This is a genomic window from Methylobacterium sp. 001424705, assembly GCF_059816145.1.
The window spans coordinates 38789-60850 of the sequence record NZ_JCBANU010000026.1; the positions used below are offsets into that span (position 1 = coordinate 38789).

20 protein-coding genes are annotated in these 22062 nt (G+C 72.0%); 11 read left to right on the forward strand and 9 right to left on the reverse strand.

Going from position 1 to position 22062, the window contains the following annotated elements; all coding sequences use genetic code 11:
- Positions 1–237 precede the first annotated feature (237 nt).
- Complete coding sequence (locus AC6EUL_RS18415) at positions 238–1638, reverse strand: AMP-binding protein (protein ID WP_244476435.1); 1401 nt, start codon at positions 1636–1638, stop codon at positions 238–240.
- 459 nt (positions 1639–2097) lie between these two features.
- Here AC6EUL_RS18415 and AC6EUL_RS18420 point away from each other — a divergent pair, with 459 nt between their 5' ends.
- Positions 2098–2892 (forward strand): invasion associated locus B family protein, encoded by a 795-nt coding sequence (locus tag AC6EUL_RS18420; RefSeq protein WP_499871821.1) that lies wholly within the window; start codon positions 2098–2100, stop codon positions 2890–2892.
- A gap of 124 nt (positions 2893–3016) precedes the next feature.
- On the opposite strand, the gene hspQ is transcribed toward AC6EUL_RS18420, so the two are convergent.
- On the reverse strand, positions 3017–3343 hold the full coding sequence (hspQ, locus tag AC6EUL_RS18425) for a heat shock protein HspQ (protein ID WP_244480222.1): 327 nt from the start codon (positions 3341–3343) through the stop codon (positions 3017–3019).
- A 107-nt stretch (positions 3344–3450) separates the two neighbouring features.
- Positions 3451–4503, reverse strand: a complete 1053-nt coding sequence (locus AC6EUL_RS18430; protein WP_056221945.1) for an HpcH/HpaI aldolase/citrate lyase family protein — start codon at positions 4501–4503, stop codon at positions 3451–3453.
- A gap of 207 nt (positions 4504–4710) precedes the next feature.
- Between AC6EUL_RS18430 and AC6EUL_RS18435 the strand changes: the two genes are divergently transcribed.
- Positions 4711–6000, forward strand: a complete 1290-nt coding sequence (locus AC6EUL_RS18435; protein WP_499871823.1) for a patatin-like phospholipase family protein — start codon at positions 4711–4713, stop codon at positions 5998–6000.
- Here AC6EUL_RS18435 and AC6EUL_RS18440 read toward each other — a convergent pair whose 3' ends face one another.
- Positions 6001–7227, reverse strand: a complete 1227-nt coding sequence (locus tag AC6EUL_RS18440) for an FAD-dependent monooxygenase (RefSeq protein ID WP_056274983.1) — start codon at positions 7225–7227, stop codon at positions 6001–6003. It abuts the gene before it with no gap.
- Between the two features lie 189 nt (positions 7228–7416).
- Here AC6EUL_RS18440 and AC6EUL_RS18445 point away from each other — a divergent pair, with 189 nt between their 5' ends.
- Complete coding sequence (locus tag AC6EUL_RS18445) at positions 7417–8808, forward strand: GntP family permease (RefSeq protein ID WP_499871825.1); 1392 nt, start codon at positions 7417–7419, stop codon at positions 8806–8808.
- 48 nt (positions 8809–8856) lie between these two features.
- Here AC6EUL_RS18445 and AC6EUL_RS18450 read toward each other — a convergent pair whose 3' ends face one another.
- Entirely contained in the window at positions 8857–9081 is a 225-nt protein-coding gene (locus tag AC6EUL_RS18450) for a hypothetical protein (RefSeq protein WP_056221957.1), read from the reverse strand.
- 320 nt (positions 9082–9401) lie between these two features.
- On the opposite strand from AC6EUL_RS18450, the gene AC6EUL_RS18455 reads away from it, so the two are divergent.
- Both AC6EUL_RS18455 and pncA read left to right on the forward strand, forming a co-directional pair.
- Positions 9402–10376: a quinone oxidoreductase family protein gene (locus AC6EUL_RS18455; protein WP_499871828.1), complete on the forward strand. Its 975-nt coding sequence runs from the start codon at positions 9402–9404 to the stop codon at positions 10374–10376.
- A gap of 28 nt (positions 10377–10404) precedes the next feature.
- The gene (pncA, locus tag AC6EUL_RS18460) at positions 10405–11037 is read left to right on the forward strand and encodes a bifunctional nicotinamidase/pyrazinamidase (protein ID WP_056274976.1); all 633 of its coding nucleotides are present in this window, start codon (positions 10405–10407) and stop codon (positions 11035–11037) included.
- Between the two features lie 381 nt (positions 11038–11418).
- Here pncA and rimO read toward each other — a convergent pair whose 3' ends face one another.
- Positions 11419–12762, reverse strand: coding sequence for a 30S ribosomal protein S12 methylthiotransferase RimO (gene rimO / locus AC6EUL_RS18465; protein WP_499871830.1), 1344 nt, complete (start codon positions 12760–12762; stop codon positions 11419–11421).
- A gap of 271 nt (positions 12763–13033) precedes the next feature.
- Here rimO and pabB point away from each other — a divergent pair, with 271 nt between their 5' ends.
- From pabB to AC6EUL_RS18485, 4 genes are read left to right on the forward strand one after another with little or no spacing between them, the layout of a single operon-like run.
- Positions 13034–14428, forward strand: coding sequence for an aminodeoxychorismate synthase component I (pabB, locus tag AC6EUL_RS18470; protein ID WP_056221968.1), 1395 nt, complete (start codon positions 13034–13036; stop codon positions 14426–14428).
- The gene (locus AC6EUL_RS18475; protein ID WP_499871833.1) at positions 14425–15045 is read left to right on the forward strand and encodes an anthranilate synthase component II; all 621 of its coding nucleotides are present in this window, start codon (positions 14425–14427) and stop codon (positions 15043–15045) included. Before pabB ends, AC6EUL_RS18475 begins: the two co-directional genes overlap by 4 nt.
- A complete protein-coding gene (locus tag AC6EUL_RS18480) occupies positions 15032–15865 on the forward strand; it encodes an aminotransferase class IV (RefSeq protein ID WP_499871835.1) in 834 nt (277 codons plus the stop codon). Before AC6EUL_RS18475 ends, AC6EUL_RS18480 begins: the two co-directional genes overlap by 14 nt.
- Before the next feature lie 13 nt (positions 15866–15878).
- On the forward strand, positions 15879–16280 hold the full coding sequence (locus AC6EUL_RS18485) for a DoxX family protein (RefSeq protein WP_499871837.1): 402 nt from the start codon (positions 15879–15881) through the stop codon (positions 16278–16280).
- Between the two features lie 35 nt (positions 16281–16315).
- Here the strand turns inward: AC6EUL_RS18485 and mazG are convergent, their stop codons facing one another.
- Complete coding sequence (gene mazG, locus AC6EUL_RS18490) at positions 16316–17125, reverse strand: nucleoside triphosphate pyrophosphohydrolase (RefSeq protein WP_499871839.1); 810 nt, start codon at positions 17123–17125, stop codon at positions 16316–16318.
- Between the two features lie 653 nt (positions 17126–17778).
- Between mazG and AC6EUL_RS18495 the strand changes: the two genes are divergently transcribed.
- Positions 17779–18885 (forward strand): replication protein RepA, encoded by a 1107-nt coding sequence (locus AC6EUL_RS18495; protein ID WP_056274967.1) that lies wholly within the window; start codon positions 17779–17781, stop codon positions 18883–18885.
- Between the two features lie 126 nt (positions 18886–19011).
- Complete coding sequence (locus AC6EUL_RS18500; RefSeq protein ID WP_499871841.1) at positions 19012–19587, forward strand: hypothetical protein; 576 nt, start codon at positions 19012–19014, stop codon at positions 19585–19587.
- Between the two features lie 166 nt (positions 19588–19753).
- On the opposite strand, the gene AC6EUL_RS18505 is transcribed toward AC6EUL_RS18500, so the two are convergent.
- Together AC6EUL_RS18505 and AC6EUL_RS18510 are read right to left on the reverse strand one after the other, a co-directional pair.
- A complete protein-coding gene (locus AC6EUL_RS18505) occupies positions 19754–21514 on the reverse strand; it encodes a methanol/ethanol family PQQ-dependent dehydrogenase (protein ID WP_056274963.1) in 1761 nt (586 codons plus the stop codon).
- A 119-nt stretch (positions 21515–21633) separates the two neighbouring features.
- Positions 21634–21933: a GCG_CRPN prefix-to-repeats domain-containing protein gene (locus AC6EUL_RS18510; RefSeq protein ID WP_499871871.1), complete on the reverse strand. Its 300-nt coding sequence runs from the start codon at positions 21931–21933 to the stop codon at positions 21634–21636.
- Between the last annotated feature and the right edge of the window lie 129 nt (positions 21934–22062).

Sequence of the window (22062 nt, forward strand, 5' to 3'; positions counted from 1 at the left end):
TGGTTCGCCGGCCACGTTTCGGACGTGACCGTGCCGCCCGATCCCTGAGCGGCGGATGAACCGATTCGATGCGGCGCATCATTCGGTGGCGACGGAGCGCGCGGCCTTCGCCCAACCCGTTCCGGCGAATCGGCAAACCGGCTTTCGGCACCGCAATCGCGGATCGGCGGCGGGCGCCGCGGCCGATCGCCGGAAGGCGCCGCGGTCCCCCGGTCGGCAGCCCGGACGGCGGGCGGTTCAGGCCCGCCGGATGGCGAGGGTGCGGTCGTCCTCGATGCCCGCGGCGAAGGGCGAGGGCGCCCAGGCATCGACCGTCTCGGGGATCGCGATATCGCGCTGCAGCGGCTCGGCGTGGCAGGCCCGGCCCCGGAAGGCGAGGCGCCCGTCCGGGTCCCGCCGCAGGGCCATGAGGGTCGAGAACAGGTGGGCGCGCTCGGGATGGGTCAGCGCCAGGGCGACGTCGTTGGCCTCCCGGGCACCGGCCAGGAGGGCGGTCTCGTCGAAGGCGACCACGTCGATGATCGGGCGATGGGCCTCGGAGGCGAGGGTGCGCGGACCGAGGCGCCCCGGGGCGCGATGCGCGAGGACGATGGCCTCCAGCGTCCGCGGCAGGCGGCTGGCGGCGAGGTTTCGCTCCAGCGCCGCCGGCACGACGAGGCGGGTCGGCAGCGGCCGGTCGAGGGCGTCGGCGAAGCTTCGGGCCTCGAACACCGGCAGCGTCTCGAGGCCGGCGCCCGCCACGAGGGCCGCCCCGAGGCCGGTCACGAGGCCGCGCAGGTCGCTCTGCGGCACCAGGCTGAGGATGCGGTCCCCGGGCTGGACCCGGGCGGTGACGAGGTACACGGCGATGGCCGCCAGCAGGGCGTCGCCGCTGCGGTGGACCGGATGCGCGGGATCGCCCGCGGTGAAGCTGATGAGGCCGCCGGGCCCGGGGGCGAAGGGGCCGCCCGCCTGGTCGAGGGCCATGGCGTCGAGGCTGATCACGCCGTCCGGAACGTCCGGGCCGAAGGCGGCGAGGTAGCGCAGCCCGAAATACCGGACCGCGACCCGGCACAGGCGCTCGGCCAGGGCGAGGGGGCCGAACCGGGTCTGGGTGATGACCGCCGGGAGCGCGGCCTGCTGCACGGCGGCGAGGAGGCCCTCCTCGTCGAGGCTCAGCGGCAGCAGGCAGGGGATGTGGCCGGCGGCCTCCACGGCCAGGTAGGCGAGGAAGCTCTCGGAGCTGCCCGGGAGGGCGAGGCCGATGCGGCTGCCGGGGGCCAGGCGCCAGCTACGCAGGCCGTTGGCGAGGCGGGCCACGATCTCGGCCGCCGCCCCGTAGGTCCAGGTGATGGCGGGCCGCCCGCTCCAGAGGGGCTTATGCGGCGGATCGACGAAGGCGACGCGATGGGGATGGGCATGGGCCGTCCCCGCCAGAAGAGTACAGAGACGCTGCGCCCGGGGTGGAACCCGCGCGCTGTCGGGCCCCGCGCCCGCAGGGCTCCCCGGCGTGGCCCCGGACCCCACCAGGGCCGGACGGCCGGGCCCGGGTGCGGACCCGCCGGCCATGCGGCGGCTGGCCTGGGACAGGGGGATTCCCGCCCGGACCGAGTCCAGGAGATGGGAGGCTTGGAACTGGGCTGCTTGCTGCGCCGGCACGTACGCTGACTCCCGCGACCCTTCGTTCATGAAGGCTTAGGGTTAAGTTCGCCTTAACCCCGGAGCCGCGGCAGCCCCCCGGCCACGGCCGTGGTGTCATGTCTTCGCCGCATTCGGGGGGAAAGCAGGCCGCCCTGTCGTCGGGACGGGACTGCGCCGTCGAGGGCGCGGTCCGCGGGTTGCCGCGCGGTGGCGGAGGCTCTCATCCGCTGCACCGCTGCGATCCCGGTCCAGTCATGATCTCGGCCCAGGGGGATGTCGGCTTCGAAGCGATCTCGGTCGAAGGGTGCCCGTCCGGCGGGCCTGGTGCGATGTATGCGCCGGGCAGGGGCCGAACGGACGTCCGAACGCCCGAAGCGCCCTTGAAGTCCGAACCGTTCGATGCGAATCCGCGCCCCAGCTTCGAGGCGCATCCCGCGAGCCGAATCCGTTACGCCGTATCTTAAGGGGTCAGAGCTGATGTTCTTCGCCAACCGTCCCGCGCGCCCGCTGCGCGTCGCCGCGTTCCTCGCCCTGGCGGGCCTTACCGGAATGGCGGGGGTTGCCGGACCGGCTCTCGCGCAGGGAGCCAAGGGCAAGGCCGCGCCGGCCCCGACCGCCCCCGCGCCGACGGCGCCCCCGGCCGCCGCTCCCACCGGGGCGGCCCAGACGGGCCCGCAGATCGTCAACGTGAAGTCCGATCCGGCCCAGACGGAATGGACCAAGGTCTGCGGCAAGGACCAGGCCAGCGGCACCGACGTCTGCTACACCACCCGCGACTTCGTCTCCGACCAGGGCCAGCCCGTGCTCGCGGTCGCCGTCTACGAGATGAAGAACGCCGCCCAGAAGCAGGAAGTGCGGGTGATCCGCTACCTGCTGCCCCTCGGCCTGCTGCTGCAGCCGGGCATCCGCTTCACCATCGACGGCCAGCAGGGCACCGCCGGCAAGTTCGCCGTGTGCTTCCCCAACGGCTGCTTCGCCGAGGCCGGCAATGTCGGCCCCGAGCTCGTCGCCGCGATGAAGAAGGGCACCACCCTCAACGTCAGCGTCCAGAACCAGACCCAGCGCGAGGTCACCTTCGCGGTGCCGATCAGCGGCTTCGGCAAGGCCTTCGACGGCCCGGCCATCGATCCGAAGGTGCTGGAGGAGCAGCAGAAGAAGCTGCAGGCGGAACTCGAGAAGCGCAGCGAGGACATGCGCAAGAAGCTCGAGCAGCAGAACGCCGCCGGCGCTGCACCGGCTGCCGGTGCGCCGGCCGCCGCGCCGAAGCCCTGAGGATCGCGACTCCGCCGGCCGCTCGCGCGGCCGGCCTTCCTGAACGCAACGAGGCCGGGCGCGATGCCCGGCCTCGTTGCGTTTCACGGGCCTGTCTCCCGGCGCCGACCGCGCCGGCGGGGTCTCAGTTGGCGTGGGCTGCCCCGCGCATCCGGTAGCTGCCGTCGGCGTCGCGCTCGAACACCTCGGCGATGCCGGTATGCCGGAGGGCCTCCCCGGAGGTGTCGGTCACGAGGTTCTGCTCGGACACGTAGGCGACGTATTCGCTCTCCGCATTCTCGGCGAGCAGGTGGTAGAACGGCTGGTCCTTGCGTGGCCGGACCTCCTCGGGAATCGCCAGCCACCATTCCTCGGTGTTGTCAAACACCGGGTCGATGTCGAAGACGATGCCGCGGAAGGGATAGATGCGGTGGCGCACGACGGCACCGAGGCCGAACTTGGCGGTTCTCATCACGGAATCGGCAGTGATCGTATCGGTCATGCGATAGAAAATAAGCGGCTCCGGGCCACTTGTCATCGGCGGTGCTCCGCCGATGACGAAGGGGAGGGGAAAAACCCTCAGGCGAGACCGTAGGTCTTGGCGAGTTCCGGATCCTTCTCGGCCACGAGCTTGGCGAGATCGACGATGACCTTGGCCTGCTTCCAGGTGGCGTCGTCCTGCATCTTGCCGTCGAGCATCACCGCGCCGGTGCCGTCGGGCATCGCCTCGACGATCCGTACCGCGAAGGCGACCTCCGCCGGATCGGGGGCGAAGACCCGCTTGGCGATGGCGACCTGATTCGGGTGCAGGGTCCAGGCCCCGGCGCACCCCATCAGGAAGGCGTTGCGGAACTGGGCCTCGCAGGCCTCGCCGTCGGAGAAGTCGCCGAAGGGGCCGTAGAAGGCCTTGAGACCGTTGGCCATGCAGGCATCGACCATCTTGGCGATGGTGTAGTGCCAGAGGTCCTGCTGGGCGGAGGCCCGGGCGGCGCCGTCGCTCGTCGGGTCGGCGATGACCCGGTAATCCGGATGGCCGCCGCCGACGCGGGTGGTCTTCATGCCGCGGGAGGCCGCGAGGTCGGCGGGTCCGAGGCTCATGCCGTGCATGCGGGGCGAGGCGGCGGCGATGGCATCGACGTTGGCGACCCCCTCGGCGGTCTCGAGGATGGCGTGGACGAGGATCGGCTTGGTCACGCCGTGCCGGGCCTCGAGCTGGGCCAGCAGCTGGTCGATGTAGTGGATGTCCCACGGCCCCTCGACCTTGGGCACCATCACGACGTCGAGCTTGTCGCCGACTTCGGCGACGATCTCGAACAGGTCGTCGAGGATCCAGGGCGAGTTCAGGGCATTGATGCGGGTCCAGAGGCCGGTGCCGGAGGCGGCGAAGTCGGTGGCCCGGGCCATGGCCACGAAGCCCTTGCGGGCCGCCTCCTTCTGGTCGATCGGCACAGCGTCCTCGAGGTTGCCCAGCACCACGTCGACGGTGGCGGCGAGCTCCGGCACGCGGGCCCGGACCTTCTCGTTGTGGGGCGGCACGAAGTGGATCATCCGCTCCAGCTTGACGGGAAGCTCGCGGAAGGGGGCCGGTGCGCCGGTGGCGAGCGGCTGGAAGAAGCGGCGTGGCAGTTTCATGGGTGGTTCTGGCTCCCGGGAGTTTCTTTGTGTGAGATCGGCGTCCCGAACCAGCGGTTAGGGCAAGGCCGGCCCCGCCGTAAAGGTGCGCGGGCGCACGCAAGCCGTTTGCCATGCCGCCGTCGCGGTGCGCGCGGCGGAACGCCCGTCTCCGGCTCACGTTCTCATGATCGAGGGGGCACCTCACGGACGACGAAGGACGGACCCATGTCCGGATCATCGACCCGGCGGACTGGCTTCCGCCATCCGGTGCTGCTTGGAGCAGCCCTGATCGGTCTCGGCCTTCCGCAGACCACGTTCGCCGCCGAGCGCGCCAAGCCGGCCGTCGAGAAGCAGGTCCAGTCCGCGACGCAATCCGGGCGCGTGGCCTTCACGGCCGCCGAGGCCGCGACGGCGTGGCCCGACGGACTGGCGGCGGGGCTGCGCATTCCCGGCGACGATGCCGCCGCCTTCCGCACCCTTCTCGATGGAGCCTCGGCCGCCAACAGGCCCTGGCTCGTACTCTCGGGCGGGGGTGAGAACGGCGCCTACGCGGCCGGCCTGCTCAACGGCTGGAGCGAGGCCGGCACGCGGCCGGATTTCGGCATCATCACGGGCGTCAGCACCGGCGCGATGATCGCGCCCTTCGCCTTCATCGGCACCGCCGGCGACGCGGCCCTGCGCCAGAACTACACCGAGATCTCCGCCGCGGACGTGTTCGAGTTCGGCGGCACGAACGAGGCCCTCACCGATACCTGGCCCCTCAAGCGCCGGATCGACCGGGCGGTGACCCCGGCCCTTCTCAAGGCGGTGGCCGCGGAGCACGCCAAGGGCCGCCGGCTCCTGGTGGCGACCACGGCAGTGGATGGCGAGCGGCCGGTCCTGTGGGACATGGGGGCCATCGCGCAGACCGGGGGCCCGAAGGCGCTGGCGCTGTTCCGCTCGGTGATCCTGGCCTCCTCGGCCGTGCCCGGAGTGTTTCCCCCGGTGATGATCGACGCTGTGGCGGGCGACGGCAAGCATTTCCAGGAGATGCACGACGACGGCGGTACCACCGCGCCATACTATCTCGCCCCGGAAGCGATGCTCCTGGCGAAGGATCCGGCGCCCTTGCCGACGCCTCAGGTCTACCTCGTCGTCAACAACAGTCTGGCGCCCGACTTCCAGATGGCGTCGCGCACGACCCTGAGCGTGCTCGGCCGCTCGATGTCGGCGGCGATCAAGGCACAGACCCGCGCCGCGCTCGCCCTAAGCCAGGGCTTCGCCCGGCGCACCGGCCTCGACCTTCAGGTCGCCCTGATCGACGGGCGCTTCGGGAAGACCTCCGCTGCGCCGTTCGACCAGGGGTATATGAAGGCCCTGTTCGCCCACGGCGTCGCCCTGGGCAAGTCCGGCACCGCCTTCCAGGACGGTACGGCGGACCCGGCGGCGGAGATCGCCACCGGCTCGGTCGACCGGCGGGTGGCCCGGGAGAGTCCCGCTCAGGACGGCCCGGTCCGGAGCGTGGCCGGGCGCTGATCAGCGCATCAGGCTCGGGGCGCCGAGGCGGGGCAGCACGCCCTCGCGCATGACGATGCGGCGCAACGGGCCGATCGTCGTCATGGCGAGGAGGCCGAGGCCGCGCAGGGCGTCCACCGGCAGGAGGTCGGCGAGCAGGCTGCGGTTGAGCGCGTCGACCGCGGTCGACCGCAAGCGCGCGTCGAGGTCGCGCCCGCGGGCGAAGCCGGCCAGCGCCGCGCGCGAACCCGGGTCGCGTCCGTCCGCCACCGCCCGCATCACCGCGTCGCGCAAGGACGCGGCGTCGCGCAGGCCGAGGTTCAACCCCTGCGCGCCGATGGGCGGGAAGACGTGGGCGGCCTCGCCGATCAGGGCGAGGCGGGCCGCGACCGGGCTCGGCACGGACAGGCCCCGCATCGGCACGAGGCCGCGCGGCCCGTCGACGCGCATCGCCCCCAGCATCGCCTGGGCCTGGCGCTCCACCGCCCGGGCGAGGGCCGCATCGTCGCAGGCCGCCAGGCGCTTGGCGGGGCTCTCGCCCATCACCCAGACGAGGCTGGAGCGGAGCCCACCGGGCAGGGGCACCAGGGTGAACGGCCCCTGCCGGGTGTGGAACTCGGTGGAGACGTCGCGGTGGGGCCGCGTGTGGGCGAGGATCGTCGTGATGGCGCTCTGCGGGTAGGACCAGGTGCGGGGCACGATGCCGGCGGCCTCGCGCAGCTTCGAGCGGGCGCCGTCCGCCCCGGCCACGAGACGGGCCGACAGGGTGGCGCCCCCGGCCAGCGTGATCGTGGCGGCGTCCGCGCCGGCCGTGAAGCCCGCGGCGTCCTCCTCGAACAGGGTCAGGTTGGCGGCCGAGCGGGCCTCGGCGCGCAGGCCCTCGACGAGGCGGGCGCTCTCGACGTTCCAGCCGAAGGCGTCGAGGCCGATCTCGGTGGCGACGAAGCGGGCCGGGGGCGGGCGGAACAGGCTGCCGGTGTCGTCGACGATGTGGAGCTCGGCCAGGGGACTCGCCTGGGGCGCGATCGCCGCCCAGACCCCGAGGGCGTCGAGGAAGCGCACCGAGCCGTCGAGGAGCGCCACCGTGCGCCCGTCGGCCACGGGGGCGTGCCGGCCGACCAGGGCGGTGGCGACGCCGTCACGGGCGAGCGCCAGGGCGAGGCTCAGGCCCGCCGCGCCGGCCCCGACCACGGCGACCGCGAAGGTCTCGGACGGGGGAGCCTCGGATTTCGCAGGAAGTGTCGCCACGGCGTCGCGGTCTCCAGAACGGCATCGGGCAGTGCATCGGCCGGCAAGAGCCCGGCCGACCGAAAGAACCTGACGCTTACAGAGGCGTGTCACCGCGCCGGTCAAGGCCGCGATGGTGCCGCAGGGGCGGGGCTTGTACCATCCGGCGCAAGGCCGCGACCCTCGGCGACCCGGAGGCCCACCCCGATCATGAGCCTGTTCATCGCGCTGCTGGCGCTCGGCTTCCTGATGCTCGTCGCCTATCGGGGCTTTTCCGTCATCCTGTTCGCACCGGTGGCGGCCCTGCTGGCGGTGCTCCTCACCGATCCGTCGGCGGTGCTGCCGGTCTTCTCCGGCCTGTTCATGGAGAAGATGGTCGGCTTCGTGAAGCTGTACTTCCCGGTGTTCCTGCTCGGCGCGGTGTTCGGCAAGGTCATCGAGATGTCGGGCTTCTCCCGCTCCATCGTGACCGCCGTGATCGCGCTCGTGGGCACCCGGCGGGCCGTGCTCTCCATCGTGCTGGTGTGCAACCTGCTCACCTACGGGGGCGTCTCGCTCTTCGTGGTGGTGTTCGCGGTCTATCCCTTCGCGGCGGAGGCCTTCCGCCTCAGCCACATCCCCAAGCGCCTGATCCCCGGCACCATCGCGCTCGGGGCCTTCTCCTACACGATGGACGCGCTGCCCGGCACTCCGCAGATCCAGAACATCATCCCCACCACCTTCTTCGGCACCAACACCTGGGCCGCCCCCTGGCTCGGGCTGATCGGCGCGGCCTTCATCCTGGGGGTCGGCGTCGCCTATCTCGACCGGCGCATCGCCGCGGCCAGGCGCCGGGGCGAGGGCTACGGCACCGGCCACAGCAACGAACCGCAGGTGATGGACGCGGCGTCCCGCGCGCATCCGGCCATCGCCCTCCTGCCGCTGATCGTGGTGGGGGTGGCGAACCTCGCCTTCACGGCCCTGATCCCACGCCTCTACGGCGCGAAGGCCGAGACGGCCCTCGCCGGCCTCGACAAGCCCATCGTCACCGCGGTCTCGTCCGTGACCGCGATCTGGGCGGTGGAGCTGGCGCTGCTCGCCGGCATCCTCACGGTGCTGGTCTTCGCCTGGCGCCCGGTCTCGCAGGGCTTCGCGGAGGGCAGCCGCGCGGCGGTGGCGGGCTCGCTGCTGGCGGCGATGAACACCGCCTCCGAATACGGCTTCGGCGCGGTCATCGCGGCCCTTCCGGGCTTCCTCGTCATCCGCGACGCCCTCTCGGCGATCCCGAACCCCCTGGTCAACGAGGCCGTGACGGTGACGGCGCTGGCCGGCATCACCGGCTCGGCGTCGGGCGGCATGAGCATCGCGCTGGCGGCCATGTCCTCCACCTTCATCGCGGCCGCGCAGGCCGCCCACATCCCCATGGAGGTGCTGCACCGGGTCGCCGCCATGGCGAGCGGCGGCATGGACACCCTGCCCCACAACGGCGCGGTCATCACCCTGCTGTCGGTGACGGGCCTGACTCACCGGCAGGCCTATGCCGACGTCTTCGCCATCACGCTCCTGAAGACCGGGGCGGTGTTCCTGGTGATCGGGGTCTACTACCTCACCGGCATCGTGTGAGCTGGCGCCGTGCCTGGGCGAAGCCCGGATTCGTCCGTGCCGAAGGGATCAACCGGATCCGGCGCGGAGCGGCGGTTCCTCCGGTTCGACGAGCCGTAGGGTGAGCTGCGTGAAGGGCCGGATGTCCCAGGCCGGACCGGCATGGAACATCATCACCACGGGCCGGCGGGCCAGCACCTGGAATTCCGGCAGTCCCGCCTCCGGGCGCAGGATCGTGCCCGGCTGGACGGCGGGGTCGTACCCGGCAGGACGTATCCACACGATCTCATCCATTCAGCCGATCCATCGTCATGGTCGTGCCGCGCCCTCCCGGCGGGACCGGGACGGCCGCATCCCGGCGCCGGAGCCGGGAACGACTCGCGGGACGGGGGCCGGTTAACCTGCGTTAATCACGCGGCCGCCGTGGACGCAATCGGAGAGCCGCGGGAGTCCGATCCGGTGCGCCAGCGCACATGGGCTGGCGGGAGCGGGATGAGAACCTGCACCATTGCCGGCATACCGGGACCGTCTATGGCGCAGATCATCGCGGCCGGTGGCCCCGCACCCGTCCCGCCCCAGACCTACACCGAAGACTCACACTGAGGAACGACACGATGCCGAAGGCGATCCAGGTTCACGCGTACGGCGGCCCCGAGGTGATGCGCTACGAGGACGTGACGCTGCCGGCCCCGGGCCCCGGCCAGATCCACGTCCGGCAGACCGCCATCGGCGTCAACTTCATCGACATCTACTTCCGCTCGGGCGCCTACAAGGCGCCGCAGCTGCCCTTCACCCCCGGCAAGGAGGGCGCCGGCGTGATCGTGGCGCTCGGCGAAGGCGTCACCGGCTTCCGGGTCGGCGAGCGGGTCGCCTACGGCTCGGCCGCGAGCACCTATGCGGAGGAGGCGGTGATCGAGGCGAGCGCCGCCGTGCACCTCGCCGACGACATCGACGACAAGACCGCCGCCGCGATGATGCTGAAGGGCCTCACCGCCGAGTACCTGCTGCACCGGACCTACGCGGTGAAGCCGGGCGACACCATCCTGTTCCACGCCGCCGCCGGGGGCGTCGGCCTCATCGCCTGCCAATGGGCCAAGCACCTCGGCGCCACGGTGATCGGCACCGTCGGCTCGGCGGAGAAGGCGGAGCTCGCCCGCGCCAACGGCTGCGACCACGTCATCCTCTATCGCGACGAGGATTTTTCGGCCCGCGTCCGGGAGATCACGGGCGGCAAGGGCGTGCCGGTGGTCTATGACGGCGTCGGCAAGGACACCTTCCCGGCCTCCCTCGACTGCATCAGCCCGCTGGGCCTGTTCGTCAGCTTCGGCTCGGCCTCCGGCCCGGTGGACGATTTCAGCCTGGCGCTGCTGGGCCAGAAGGGCTCGCTCTACGCCACCCGCCCCTCGCTCTTCGCCCATGCGAGCAAGCGGGAGACCCTCAACGCCATGGCCAAGAACCTGTTCTCGGTGGTGGCGAGCGGCGCGGTGAAGATCCCGGTCCACAGCACGGCCCGGCTCGCCGACGCGCAGCAGGTCCACCGGGATCTCGCCGCCCGCAAGACCACCGGCGCCACGGTGATGATCCCGTGATCCGGTCGTCCCGGGATCGGAGGATCGCGTGATCCCGGGAGCCCGGGACGTCCTCCTCGTCATCGACGTGCAGGTGGACTTCCTGCCCGGGGGGGCCCTTGCCGTGCCGGACGGCGACGCCGTGGTCGCGCCGGCGAACCGCCTCCTCGGCCTGTTCCCGCACGCGGTGCTGACGCAGGACTGGCACCCGCCGGGGCACGTCTCCTTCGCGACGAGTCATCCCGGCCGGGCGCCCTTCGACACCGTGCCGCTCGCCTATGGCCCGCAGGTGCTGTGGCCGGAGCATTGCGTGCAGGGCAGCGCCGGGGCCGCCCTCGCCCCCGGCCTCGCGGCGGACCGCGCCGAACTGGTGATCCGCAAGGGCCACCACCCGGGGGTCGACAGCTATTCGGCCTTCCTGGAGGCGGACCGCCGCACGCCCACGGGGCTGGCCGGCTACCTGCGTGAGCGCGGCTTCACCCGGGTGGTCCTGTGCGGCCTCGCCACGGATTACTGCGTGGCCTGGAGCGCCCGCGACGCGCGGGCGGCCGGCTTCGAGGCCCTGGTGGTCGCGGACGCCGTGCGGGGCATCGACCGGGACGGCTCGCTGGCGCAGGCCTGGACCGAGATGGCGGCGGCCGGGGTCGGGCGGATCACGAGCGGGGCGATCGGAGGCGGGTAGGCCTCCGAGGCCTTCTCCCGGCAGCACTGCCCTGTCCGGACAAGGCGCGTTCCGCTCCCCCTTAGGACAGGGCGATCGCAGATGCCGATCGGCTCTTCGGAAACGCTCTCGCAGCCCCCCGTCATCCCGGGGCCGCGTAGCGGAGCCCGGGATCCTGAAACACAGGTGATGCAAGGCCCCGCACCGTCAGCCGCTCCGGACTTGCGTGCGCGCCTCTGGCGCGCCCCTTCGGGTCCGGGCTCGTGCGGCGCCCCGGAATGACGGCGCGCCACCCTCTGCGATGGACCTGCCCTCGGGGGGGGCTCGGCCAGCCTCAGTCGACAGAGGGGCACTCAACCACCCCACCGCCTCCCCACAAGGTGGGGGGAGGGGTGCATAATCCTACACCGCGCTCCCGTAGAGATCGTAGGCGTCCGCGCGCTCGATCTTCACGGTGACGATGTCGCCCACCCGCAGGGGCCGGCGCGCCGTGACGTGGACGTTCCCGTCGATCTCGGGGGCGTCGTATTTCGAGCGGCCCTTGGCGACGGTGCCGTCGGCCGCGTCGATGATGACGGGCAGGCGCTTGCCGATGCGGGCCTTCTGCAGGCGGACGGAAACGGCCTGCTGCGCCTCCATGAAACGGCGCTTGCGCTCGGCCTTGACCTCCGGCGGGACGAGGTCGCCGAGGCCGTTGGCCACGGCGCCGGCCACCGGCTCGAACTCGAAGCAGCCGACACGCTCGAGCTTGGCTTCGCGAATCCAGGTCAGCAGCTCCTCGAACTCGGCCTCGGTCTCGCCGGGGAAGCCGACGATGAAGGTCGAGCGGATGGCGAGATCGGGGCAGATCTCGCGCCAGCGCCGGATGCGCTCGAGCTGACGCTCCTGGTTGCCGGGCCGGCGCATGCGCTTGAGCACGGACGGGCTCGCGTGCTGGAGCGGCATGTCGAGGTAGGGCAGGATCTTGCCCTCGGCCATCAGCGGAATGACCTCGTCCACGTGCGGGTAGGGGTAGACGTAGTGCATCCGCACCCAGGCACCCAGTTCGCCGAGTTCGGCGGCGAGGTCGTAGAACTTCGCCCGTACCGCGCGGTCGCGCCAGGGGCTCTCCGCGTAGCGGATGTCGACCCCGTAGGCGGAGGTGTCCTGCGAGACCACCAGCAGTTCCTTGACGCCGGCCTTCACCAACTTCTCGGCCTCGCGCAGCACGTCGCCGGCCGGCCGGCTGACGAGATCGCCGCGCAGGGAGGGGATGATGCAGAAGGTGCAGCGGTTGTTGCAGCCCTCGGAAATCTTCAGGTAGGCGTAGTGGCGCGGGGTGAGCTTCACCCCCTGCGGCGGCACGAGGTCGAGGAACGGGTCGTGGGCCGGAGGCACCGCCGCGTGCACCGCCGCCACCACCGATTCGTAGGCCTGCGGCCCGGTGACCGCGAGCAGGTTCGGATACTTCTCGCGGATCTCGTCGGGCTGGGCGCCCATGCAGCCGGTCACGATGACGCGGCCGTTCTCCGCCATGGCCTCGCCGATGGCCGAGAGCGACTCGGCCTTGGCCGAATCGAGGAAGCCGCAGGTGTTGACGATGACGACGTCCGCGCCGTCATGCCGCCGGGCGAGCTCGTAGCCCTCCGCCCGCAGGTGCGTGAGGATGCGCTCGGAATCCACCAGCGCCTTCGGGCAGCCGAGGGAGACGAAGGAGATTTTCGGCGCCGCCTTGGCGGGGGCCGGCGGCAGGGGGGATGCGGTCATGGATGCTCGTCGGGCCGGACCGGCTGCGGAAGAACCGGATCGGCCGGGGACTCGGGGGAGGGCGGGACAAAGAGGTTGACAGCCCTATAACGGGATTCGCGCGCCCAAGCGAGCCGGGCGGGTCCGAGCCATGCGCGGATCGCGCTTTTGCCACGGCATCGCGCATGCCACCTGTGCATGATACCGCAGGCCACGACGGATGCGTCGGCCCCCAATGCTTCGGCACACCGGGATCGTCGGTCCGTCGCCGCCCCAAAACCTTCGAGTCGTCATGTGGATTGCTGACATCCCGTTCGTCGAGCCCGTCGCGGCGGCCGAGGCCCTGGCCGCCCTGCCGGGGCTCGCCTTCCTCGACAGCGCCATGCACCACGACACCCTGGGGCGGACCTCGACCCTGGCGGCGGACCCGTTCGGGCGCTTCCGGTTTCGCGATGGCCAGGCCACCCTGGATGGGCGTCCCGTCCCGGGCTCCGGCCTGGAGGCGCTGCGCGCCTGCCTCGCCCCCTACCGCACGGCGCGGGACCCCGATGGCCCGGCCTTCGCGGGCGGCGCGATCGGCTACGTCGCCTACGATTTCGGCGCCGCCCTGGAGCGGGTGGCGCCCCCGGCCCGGCGGGCGGGCCTCTGCGACGACATCGCCTTCAACCTCTACGACACGGTGCTGAGCCTCGACCACGCGACCGGGCGCTGCCGCCTTCTCGCCACGGGCTTTCCCGAGACCGACCCCGCCGCGCGCGAGGCCCGCGCCCGGGCCCGGCTGACGCAGTTCACCCGCCTGCTGGAAGGCGCGCATCCGAGCCCAGAGCCGGCGGCGCAGGGGCCGCTGGCCTGGCGCTCGAACTTCACCCGCGCCGGCTACGAGGCGGCCGTGGAGCGGGTGCGCGACTACATCCGCGCCGGCGACATCTACCAGGCCAACATCGCCCAGCGCTTCGAAGCCGACCTGCCGGAAGGCTTCGATCCGTTCGCCCTCTATCGGCGCCTGCGCGCCACCAACCCGGCGACCTTCGGCGCCTATCTCGACTTCGAGGACCTGCGGGTCGCCTCCAGCAGCCCCGAGCGCTTCCTCAAGCTCAGCGGGCGGGCGATCGAGACCCGGCCGATCAAGGGCACGGTGCGGCGCGTGGCCGATGCGGCCGCCGACGCGCGCCTGGGCGAGGCGCTGCAGGCCAACGCCAAGGAGCGGGCCGAGAACATCATGATCGTCGACCTCCTGCGCAACGACCTCTCGCGCATCTGCGAGCCCCACAGCGTGCGGGTGCCGGTGCTGTGCGGCCTCGAATCCTACGCCTCGGTCCACCATCTCGTGTCGGTGGTCACCGGAACCCTGAAAGCCGACATGGACGCCCTCGACCTGATCGCCGCCACCTTCCCGGGCGGCTCGATCACCGGCGCACCGAAGCTGCGCGCCATGGACATCATCACGGAGATCGAGAGCGACGCGCGCGAACTCTATTGCGGCGCCATCGGCGCCCTCGGCTTCACCGGCGACCTCGACACCGCCATCGCCATCCGGACGGTGTTCATGAACGACCGCACGGCCGTGCTCCAGGCCGGCGGCGGCATCACCCTGCTGTCCGAGCCGGGCCCGGAATACGAGGAGACCCTGACCAAGGCCGCGCGGGTGTTCCAGGCCTTCGAACCTGAGGCGGGGAGGGCGCCGTGATCCTCGTCATCGACAACTACGACAGCTTCGTCTTCAACGTGGTGCGCTACTTCGAGGAACTGGGCGAGACCGTCCGAGTGGAGCGCAACGACGCCCTCGACGTCGCCGGCATCCGCGCCCTGGCGCCCGAAGCGATCGTGATCTCGCCCGGCCCCTGCACCCCGGCGGAGGCCGGCATCTCGCTGCCCGCCATCCGGGCGCTCTCCGGGGCGGTGCCGCTGCTCGGCGTCTGCCTCGGCCACCAGGCCATCGGGGCGGCCTTCGGCGGCCGGGTGGCGCGCGCCGGGCGCCCCCTGCACGGGCAGGCGACGCCGATCCGGCACGACGGGGCCGGGCTCTTCGCCGGCCTGCCCGACCCGATGCAGGTCGGGCGCTACCACTCGCTGATCGTGGCGCCGGAGGCCGGCATGGCCGACCGGCTCAGCATCGATGCGGTCTCGACGGAAGGGGAGGTGATGGCCCTGTCGCACCGGACCCACCCGACCTGGGGCGTGCAGTTCCACCCGGAATCGGTGCTCACCGAGAACGGGCACGCCATCTTCGCCAATTTCCTGCGACTGGCCCGCGACTGGCGCGCCGACCACGCCCTGCCGGCCCAGACCGATGCTGTGGTTTGACGGCGGCCTCACCGAGGGGCCGGTGCCCTTCGACCTCGGCGACCGGGGCCTGACCCTCGGGGACGGGGTGTTCGACACGGCCCTCGCCCGCCATGGCCGCATCCTGTTCGAGGCCGCGCACGTGGACCGCCTGGCGGCCGCCACCGCGACGCTGGGCTTTCCCGTGGCGCCGGAGCGCATCGCCGAAGCGATGCGGGAGCTCGCCGAAGCGGCGGGCCGGGTGCATCCCCTGGCGGCGATCCGCACCACCGTGACCCGGGGCTCCGGCCCGCGTGGGCTCGGCCCCCCGGCCGCGCCCCGGCCGGTGCTGTGGGCGAGCGCCGCCCCGGTGGGCGACGCCCTGGCCTTCGCGCCCCTGACCCTCCACCCCACGGAGATCCGCCGCAACGAGACCTCGCCGGCCGCGAGCCTGAAGACGCTGGGTTACCTCGACGCGGTGCTGGCCGCCGGCGCGGCCCGGGCAGCCGGCTTCGACGACGCCTTGTTCCGCAACACGCGCGGGCACGTCGCCTGCGCAGGCACGGCCAACCTGTTCGCGGTGGTCGACGCCACCCTCGTCACCCCGCCCCTGTCGGACGGCGTCCTGCCGGGCATCCTGCGCGGCGAGGTTCTGTCGGGATGCGCTTCGCGCCTCGGCCTGCCCGCCGCCGAACGCAGCGTCGGCCTCGACGAACTCCTGCGCGCCGACGCGGTGTTCGTGACCAATTCCCTGCGGGGCCTCGCCCCCGTGACGGCGATCGGCGAGACCGCCTTCGCGAGCGCCGACCACCCCGTGGTGGCGGCGCTCATCGCCGACCTGCGCGACGCCTTCGCGCCATGAGGGCGCCCGATCCATGAGGACGCCGCGCTTCTGGTGGCGCCTGCCCCTGATGGCGGCCTACGGCTTCATCGGGATCGTGCACCTCGCCGCCCCCGACGCCTTCCTGCCGATCATGCCGGGCTGGGTGCCGGAGCCCCGCCTCACCGTGATCGTCACCGGCCTGTGCGAGCTCGCCGGGGTGCTCGGCCTCGCCTGGGGCCCGACCCGGCGCTGGGCCGGGATCGGGCTCGCCCTCTACGCGGTCTGCGTCTTCCCGGCCAACCTCAAGCACGCCCTGGATGGCATCGTCGTGCCGGGCCTGCCCGACAGCTGGTGGTACCACGGCCCCCGGCTGGCGTTTCAGCCGGTCTTCGTCTGGTGGGCCCTCTATGCCGGCGGGATCGTCGACTGGCCGTTCGGCCGGCGCCCGGCCTGAGCCCCAGGGCCCGCCCTTCGGCGGAGTCCACGGCGTCAGCCCTTCTCCGCGACCTTGACCGCCGCCCAGGCCGCCTCCATCGCGTCGAGATCGCTGTCGGCTAGGTCGCGCCCCTCCGCGACGAGGGTCGCCGCCATGGCGGTGAAGCGGCGCTCGAACTTCATATTCCCTTCTTGTAAGGAATATTCCGGATCGATCCCAAGGTGGCGGGCGAGGTTGGCCACCGAGAACAGGAGGTCGCCGAGTTCCTCCGCCACCGCCGCCCGGGTGCCGTGGGCCATGGCGTCCGCGACCTCGTCGATCTCCTCGCGCACCTTCATCACCACCTGGGCTGGATCGGTCCAGTCGAAGCCGTAGGTCGCGGCCTTGGCGGAGAGCTTGTGGGCGCGGGTCAGGGCGGGGAGGGGCAGCGGAATGCCGGCGAGCGGGCCGGTCTCCCGCGGCGGCTTGGCCCGGCGTTCCTCCGCCTTGATCGCCTCCCATTGCCGCGCCACCGCCGCGGGATCGCGCCGGGGCGAGCCCGTCGGCAGCAGGGTTCCGTCCGGCGCGAAGACGTGCGGGTGGCGCCGGACCATCTTCTCCATCACCGCCCGGACCACGTCCGGGAACGCGAACAGCCCGGCCTCCTCGGCGATGCGCGCGTGGAACACCACCTGGAGCAGCAGGTCGCCGAGCTCGTCGCGCAGGTCGTCGGTGTCGCCGCGCGCGATGGCGTCGGCGACCTCGTAGGCCTCCTCCACCGTGTAGGGGGCGATGCTGGAGAAATCCTGCGCCACGTCCCAGGCGCAGCCGGTCTCCGGGTCGCGCAGCTGCGCCATCAGCGCCAGCAGATCCTCGATCCTCACTCCATCGCCTCCGCGTCATGCCTCGATCCGCTTCCCTTAGCGGATCGCGGGCCAACCCGTGAGGCTGGGGATGGAGGCGGGAGAAGCGGTGGCTTCCTCTGGAAAATTCCCATGAAAAAGCCTTGGCCGGGGGGGTGTTCGTTCTTCCGAACGGTTCCCGCGCCCTTAGGAAAGGTATCAGTAAGGGATTCTCAGAGAGTCATTTCTGAGAGTTATATGGGGGCGTCGAAAGCCGTTCCGCTGCAGGGGTTTGGCGGGTGTTCGCGCATCGAACTCTGCGCAAGTCCGTATCGAACTCTGCGCGGGTCAGCATCGAACTCTGCGTGTCCGAACCCGGCCGGCGCATGGGATTCTGCGTGCCTGCGTATTGGGTTCGGCGTGGATCGGCGGTCGCAGCGGTGAACTCTGGGGATTGTGCCGAATCCGGCCCCGTATCGAACTCTGCGTCGGCGCGCGCCGGCCGGATCCGGCCCGTCCACCGGCGTCGGTTTTCCCCGTCCCGGCCGGTGGATAGCCGGGATGACGCCGGTCTTCGGCCTGGGCCGGCGAGACTCCGCGGCGGGGAATCGGGCATGGTCGCCCCGCGGCGGGGTCCGGGGATGTCGATCCCCGGGCGGGTCTTCTCGGGCTGCCCGAGGGGCGCCGCCGGGAGCATGGGGCGGGGGCGCGTGGGGATCGAGGACACATTGGCGGGCATCCGCGACGCCGACCTCCTCGCCGAGGTGGAGGCGGCCCGGGGCAGCTTCCTGTTCGCCACCATCGCGGAGACCATCCTGCATCGGCAGCGGGCCCGGGACGCGGAGGCCGCCGCCCGCGGCGCCGTGGCCGGCCGGCGCCAGGCCATGGGCCGCGACCAGCGACGCCGGGACGCCATCCGCGAAGTCATCGAGACCGAGCCCACGGGCCCGGAGAACCTGCAGCACATCCACTCGGTGCTGGCCCTCTGCGGCCTGCCCTATCGCGACCCCGGCGACGCGCGCGAATTCTTCCGCGAATACGGGCGGAATTCCCTCAGCCTGCTGGCCGGACGGCTGAAGAACCCCGCCACCGGCGAGATGGAGTTCCAGGGCCTGCCCTACGGTCCCAAGGCCCGCCTCGTGCTGCTGCACCTCTGCACCGAGGCGGTGCGCCAGCGCAGCCCGACGATCGCGGTGGCCGACAGCCTGTCGGGCTTCATGAAGGAGATGGGATTCGCCGTCACCGGCGGCGAGCGCGGCACCATCCGGCAGTTTAAGGAGCAGCTCGCGCGGCTCGCCGCCTGCACCCTGCAGATCGGTCTCTGGGACGGGGCGGGCAGCGCCAGCACCCTCAACGTGCCGCCCTTCCGCCAGCTCGACCTGTGGCTGCCCCAGGGGGCCGACGGGGTGGTCTGGCAGAAGAGCGTCCAGTTCCACCAGGATTTCTACGACAACCTGATCCAGCACGCCCTGCCGGTGGACATCCGGGCGGCCCGGGCCTTCTCGGGCTCGGCGCGCAAGCTCGACCTGCTGTTCTGGGTCGGATACCGCCTGCGCGCCCTGCAACGGCCCCTGCGCCTTACCTGGGACAACCTGCACAAGCAGTTCGGCGCCGACAACGCCAGCATCCGCAGCTTCCGGCAGGCTTTCAAGGCGGATCTCGCCCACCTGCAGGAGGTCTTCCCGAAACTGCCGATCCGCCTCGACGACGGCGGCATGCTGCTCCAGCCCGCCGACCCGAGCGCCCTGCTGATCCCGCCGCGCGGGGCCAAGCTGCCGCGCAAGGCCGCCGCGTCGGGCTGAGCCACACATTCCCTTAATGGAATGGAATAACTGAAGGGACACGGGTTGTTCCCCAAGCGCAGATAAGGAATAAGGTTTGGAATTCTGGGTCGCTTCGTCGCCCGTGGAATATTCCAAGAGGATTCGATGTTCCTGTCCGAAGCCGAGGCGGAAGCGGCCCTGCGGGATTTGCGGCGTCGCCGCGACCAGCTCGACCGGGCCATCGCCGACCACCAGCTCTACCTCGAGCTCGGCCGCCGCCTGCGGCCGATCGGTCCGGCGCCGGCCGCCGAGGCGGAGACTCTCCCGCCCGGCGCCTGGGACGCGCCCGCCCGCCCGCCCGCGGCGGAGCCGGCCTCGCTTCCGGAGCCGGTCTTCGTGCCAGGACGGGATTTCGTCTCAGGACACGGCGTCGTGCCAGGGCAGATCTCGGGTCCCGGACAGGCCGAGCCCGCGCGCGCCGGCGAGGATCTCGTGGCGGCGCGCCGGCACGGGCGCGCGCTCGTCGCGGCGGCCGTGAACCTGCTGCACGAGGCCGGCCGGCCCCTCCATGCCGGCGAGATCTGGCAGGGCCTCACCGCCCTCGGCTTCGCGCTTCCCGGCCACGATCCCGTGGCGGCCCTCAACACCCGCCTGTGGAAGCGCTCGGGACCGGGCGGCCCGCTGAAGCGCCTCGGCGAGGCGGTCTACGCCCCGTCCGAGGAGGATGACGAGCTGGGCTGACCCGCGCCGCCGGTCCGGCGCGCCGGAAGCGTTCCGTCCCGAGGCGGCGACGTTGACATCCGGCCCCCTGATCCCCGGTTCCGCTGCGCGGCCCCGGGATCGGGGGGCTGCGAGCGGGCTTCCGGCGCGACGCTCCGCCCATGCGATTACGCGCCACAGCAGAGGATCATTCGGGCAGGGCGAACACGGTGAGCTGGCCGCCGAGGGCGGTGTAGCGCGCCAGCGCGGCGTAGCCGCCGACCGCGCCGGCGCCGTCGTTCGGGTCGGTGAGGCCGGCCGCGAGGCCGATCCCGGCCCAGCCGCCGACGCCGGAGAGCACGGCGACGTATTGCCGGCCCTCGTGCAGGTAGGTGGTGACGTTGCCGACGATGCCCGAGGGCGTCTTGAAGCGGTAGAGCTCGTGGCCGTCCCGCGCGTCGACGGCTTTGAGATAGCCCTCGAGGGTCCCGTAGAACACCACGTCCCCGGCGGTGGCGAGCACGCCGGACCAGACCGAGAACGGCTCGGGAATCGTCCAGCGGATCGCCCCCGCGACCCCGTCCCAGGCGGTCAGGGTTCCGGTGCGGGGATCGTCGGGTGCCGGGTGCAGGCTCACGGTGGCGCCGACATAGGGCAGGCCGGGGGTGTAGGAGACCCGGAACGGCTCGTAATCCATGCAGATGTGGTTGGTCGGCACGTAGAACAGCCGGGTCCGGGGCGAGTAGGCCGCCGGCTGCTGGTTCTTGGCCCCGATGGCGCCGGGGCAGATGCCCGTGGTGGTCTCGTCCTCGCCCGAGGATTCCGGCGCATGGCGTGGGTCGAGCACCGGGCGCCCGTAGCCCGGCGAGGCCCGGTCGAGGTCCACATGGGTCGCCCAGTTCACGGAGCGGTCGAACTTCTGCGCCACCAGGAGTTCGCCGGTGGCGCGGTCCAGGGTGTAGCCGAAGCCGTTGCGGTCGAAATGGGTGAGGAGCGGGCGGGGGACGCCGCCGACCGCCGCATCGGTCAGGATCATCTCGTTCACGCCGTCGTAGTCCCACTGGTCGTGGGGCGTCATCTGGTAGAGCCAGCGGGCGATGCCGGTGTCGGGGTCGCGGGCCACGATCGATGCCGCCCAGCGGTTGTCGCCGGGGCGCTGCGCCGGGTTCCAGGTCGAGGGATTGCCGGTGCCGTAATAGACGAGGTCGAGGGCTGCGTCGTAGGCGAACCAGCCCCAGGCGCAGCCGCCGCCGGTCTTCCACTGGTCGCCCTCCCAGGTCTTCAGGGAGGAATCCCGGCCGATGGGCTTGCCGAGCGACGTCGTGCGCGCGGGGTCGACCCGCATCTGTTCGTCGGTGCCCGTGGCGGTGGCGCGCCAGAGCCGGCCGCCGGTCTTCGCGTCGTAGGCGGTGACGTGGCACTGGACCCCGAACTCGCCGCCCGAGAGGCCCACCAAAACCTTGCCCTTCACCGGCAGCACGGCGGCGGTGTTGGTCTCGCCCCGGGCCGGGTCGCCGTTGCGGACCGACCAGTTCACCCGTCCGGTCTTCGCGTCGAGGGAGACCAGGGTGGTGTCGGCCTGCTGCAGGAAGAGCGCGCCGTCCGCGTAGGCGAGGCCCCGGTGGACCGTGTCGCAGCATAGGAGGGCCATCACGGCCGGGTCCTGCTTCGGTTCGTAGCGCCAGAGGATGCGGCCGTCGTGGTCGAGATCGAGGGCCGTGACGGTGTTGGGGAAGGGGGTGTGGACGTACATCACCCCGTCGACCACCAGGGGCGCACCCTCGTGGCCGCGCAGGATCCCGGTGGAGTAGGTCCAGGCCACCCGGAGCCGGCCGACATTGGCGGCGGTGATCCGGTCGAGATCCGAATAGCGGGTGTTGGCCGCGTCGACCGTGGGCAGCACCGTCTGGGCCGCGGCGGGACCCGGGAGGACGCTCGCCAGCAGGGCGAGCAGGGGGATGGCGCGCATGGGACTCCCGGTTGCGGGGGCGGAGACGGTCGCTTCCCCTCCCCGTGCCACAGCCGGGCGCCGAAGCGAAGGGACCGGGCGGTGCGCGGCCGCCCGATCCCTCCCGGAGAGGCCCGATCCTAGAAGTAGGGCCCGAAGGGCGGGCGCGGGCGGTAGTCGCCGTAGCGCGGTCCGTAGAAGGGACGGGGGCCGTAGAACGGCCGCGGGCGATAGTCGCCGTAGGGGCGGTACATCGGCCGGCAATAGCCGAACCGGTTCGGGATGAAGCCGGGACCGCAGCCATAGGCGACGGTTTCGGCGGCGGCCCCCGCCGGGACGCTGGCGGGGGCCGGGGCGAGGGGCGCCGCCTCGGCGGCGGCGCCGAAGCCGACGGCACCCGCGACGCCGAGCGACGCGGCCAGCGCCGTGCGGGCGAGCATCGTGCGAAACAGCGATTTCGTGCGAAACAGCGATTTCACGGACATGAAACCATGACCTTCTGCTGGTGTGACCTTTGTCGTTCTCGACCGTCCGGCCTCCCGGAGGCCGGACGACGCTGATCCTGCCGG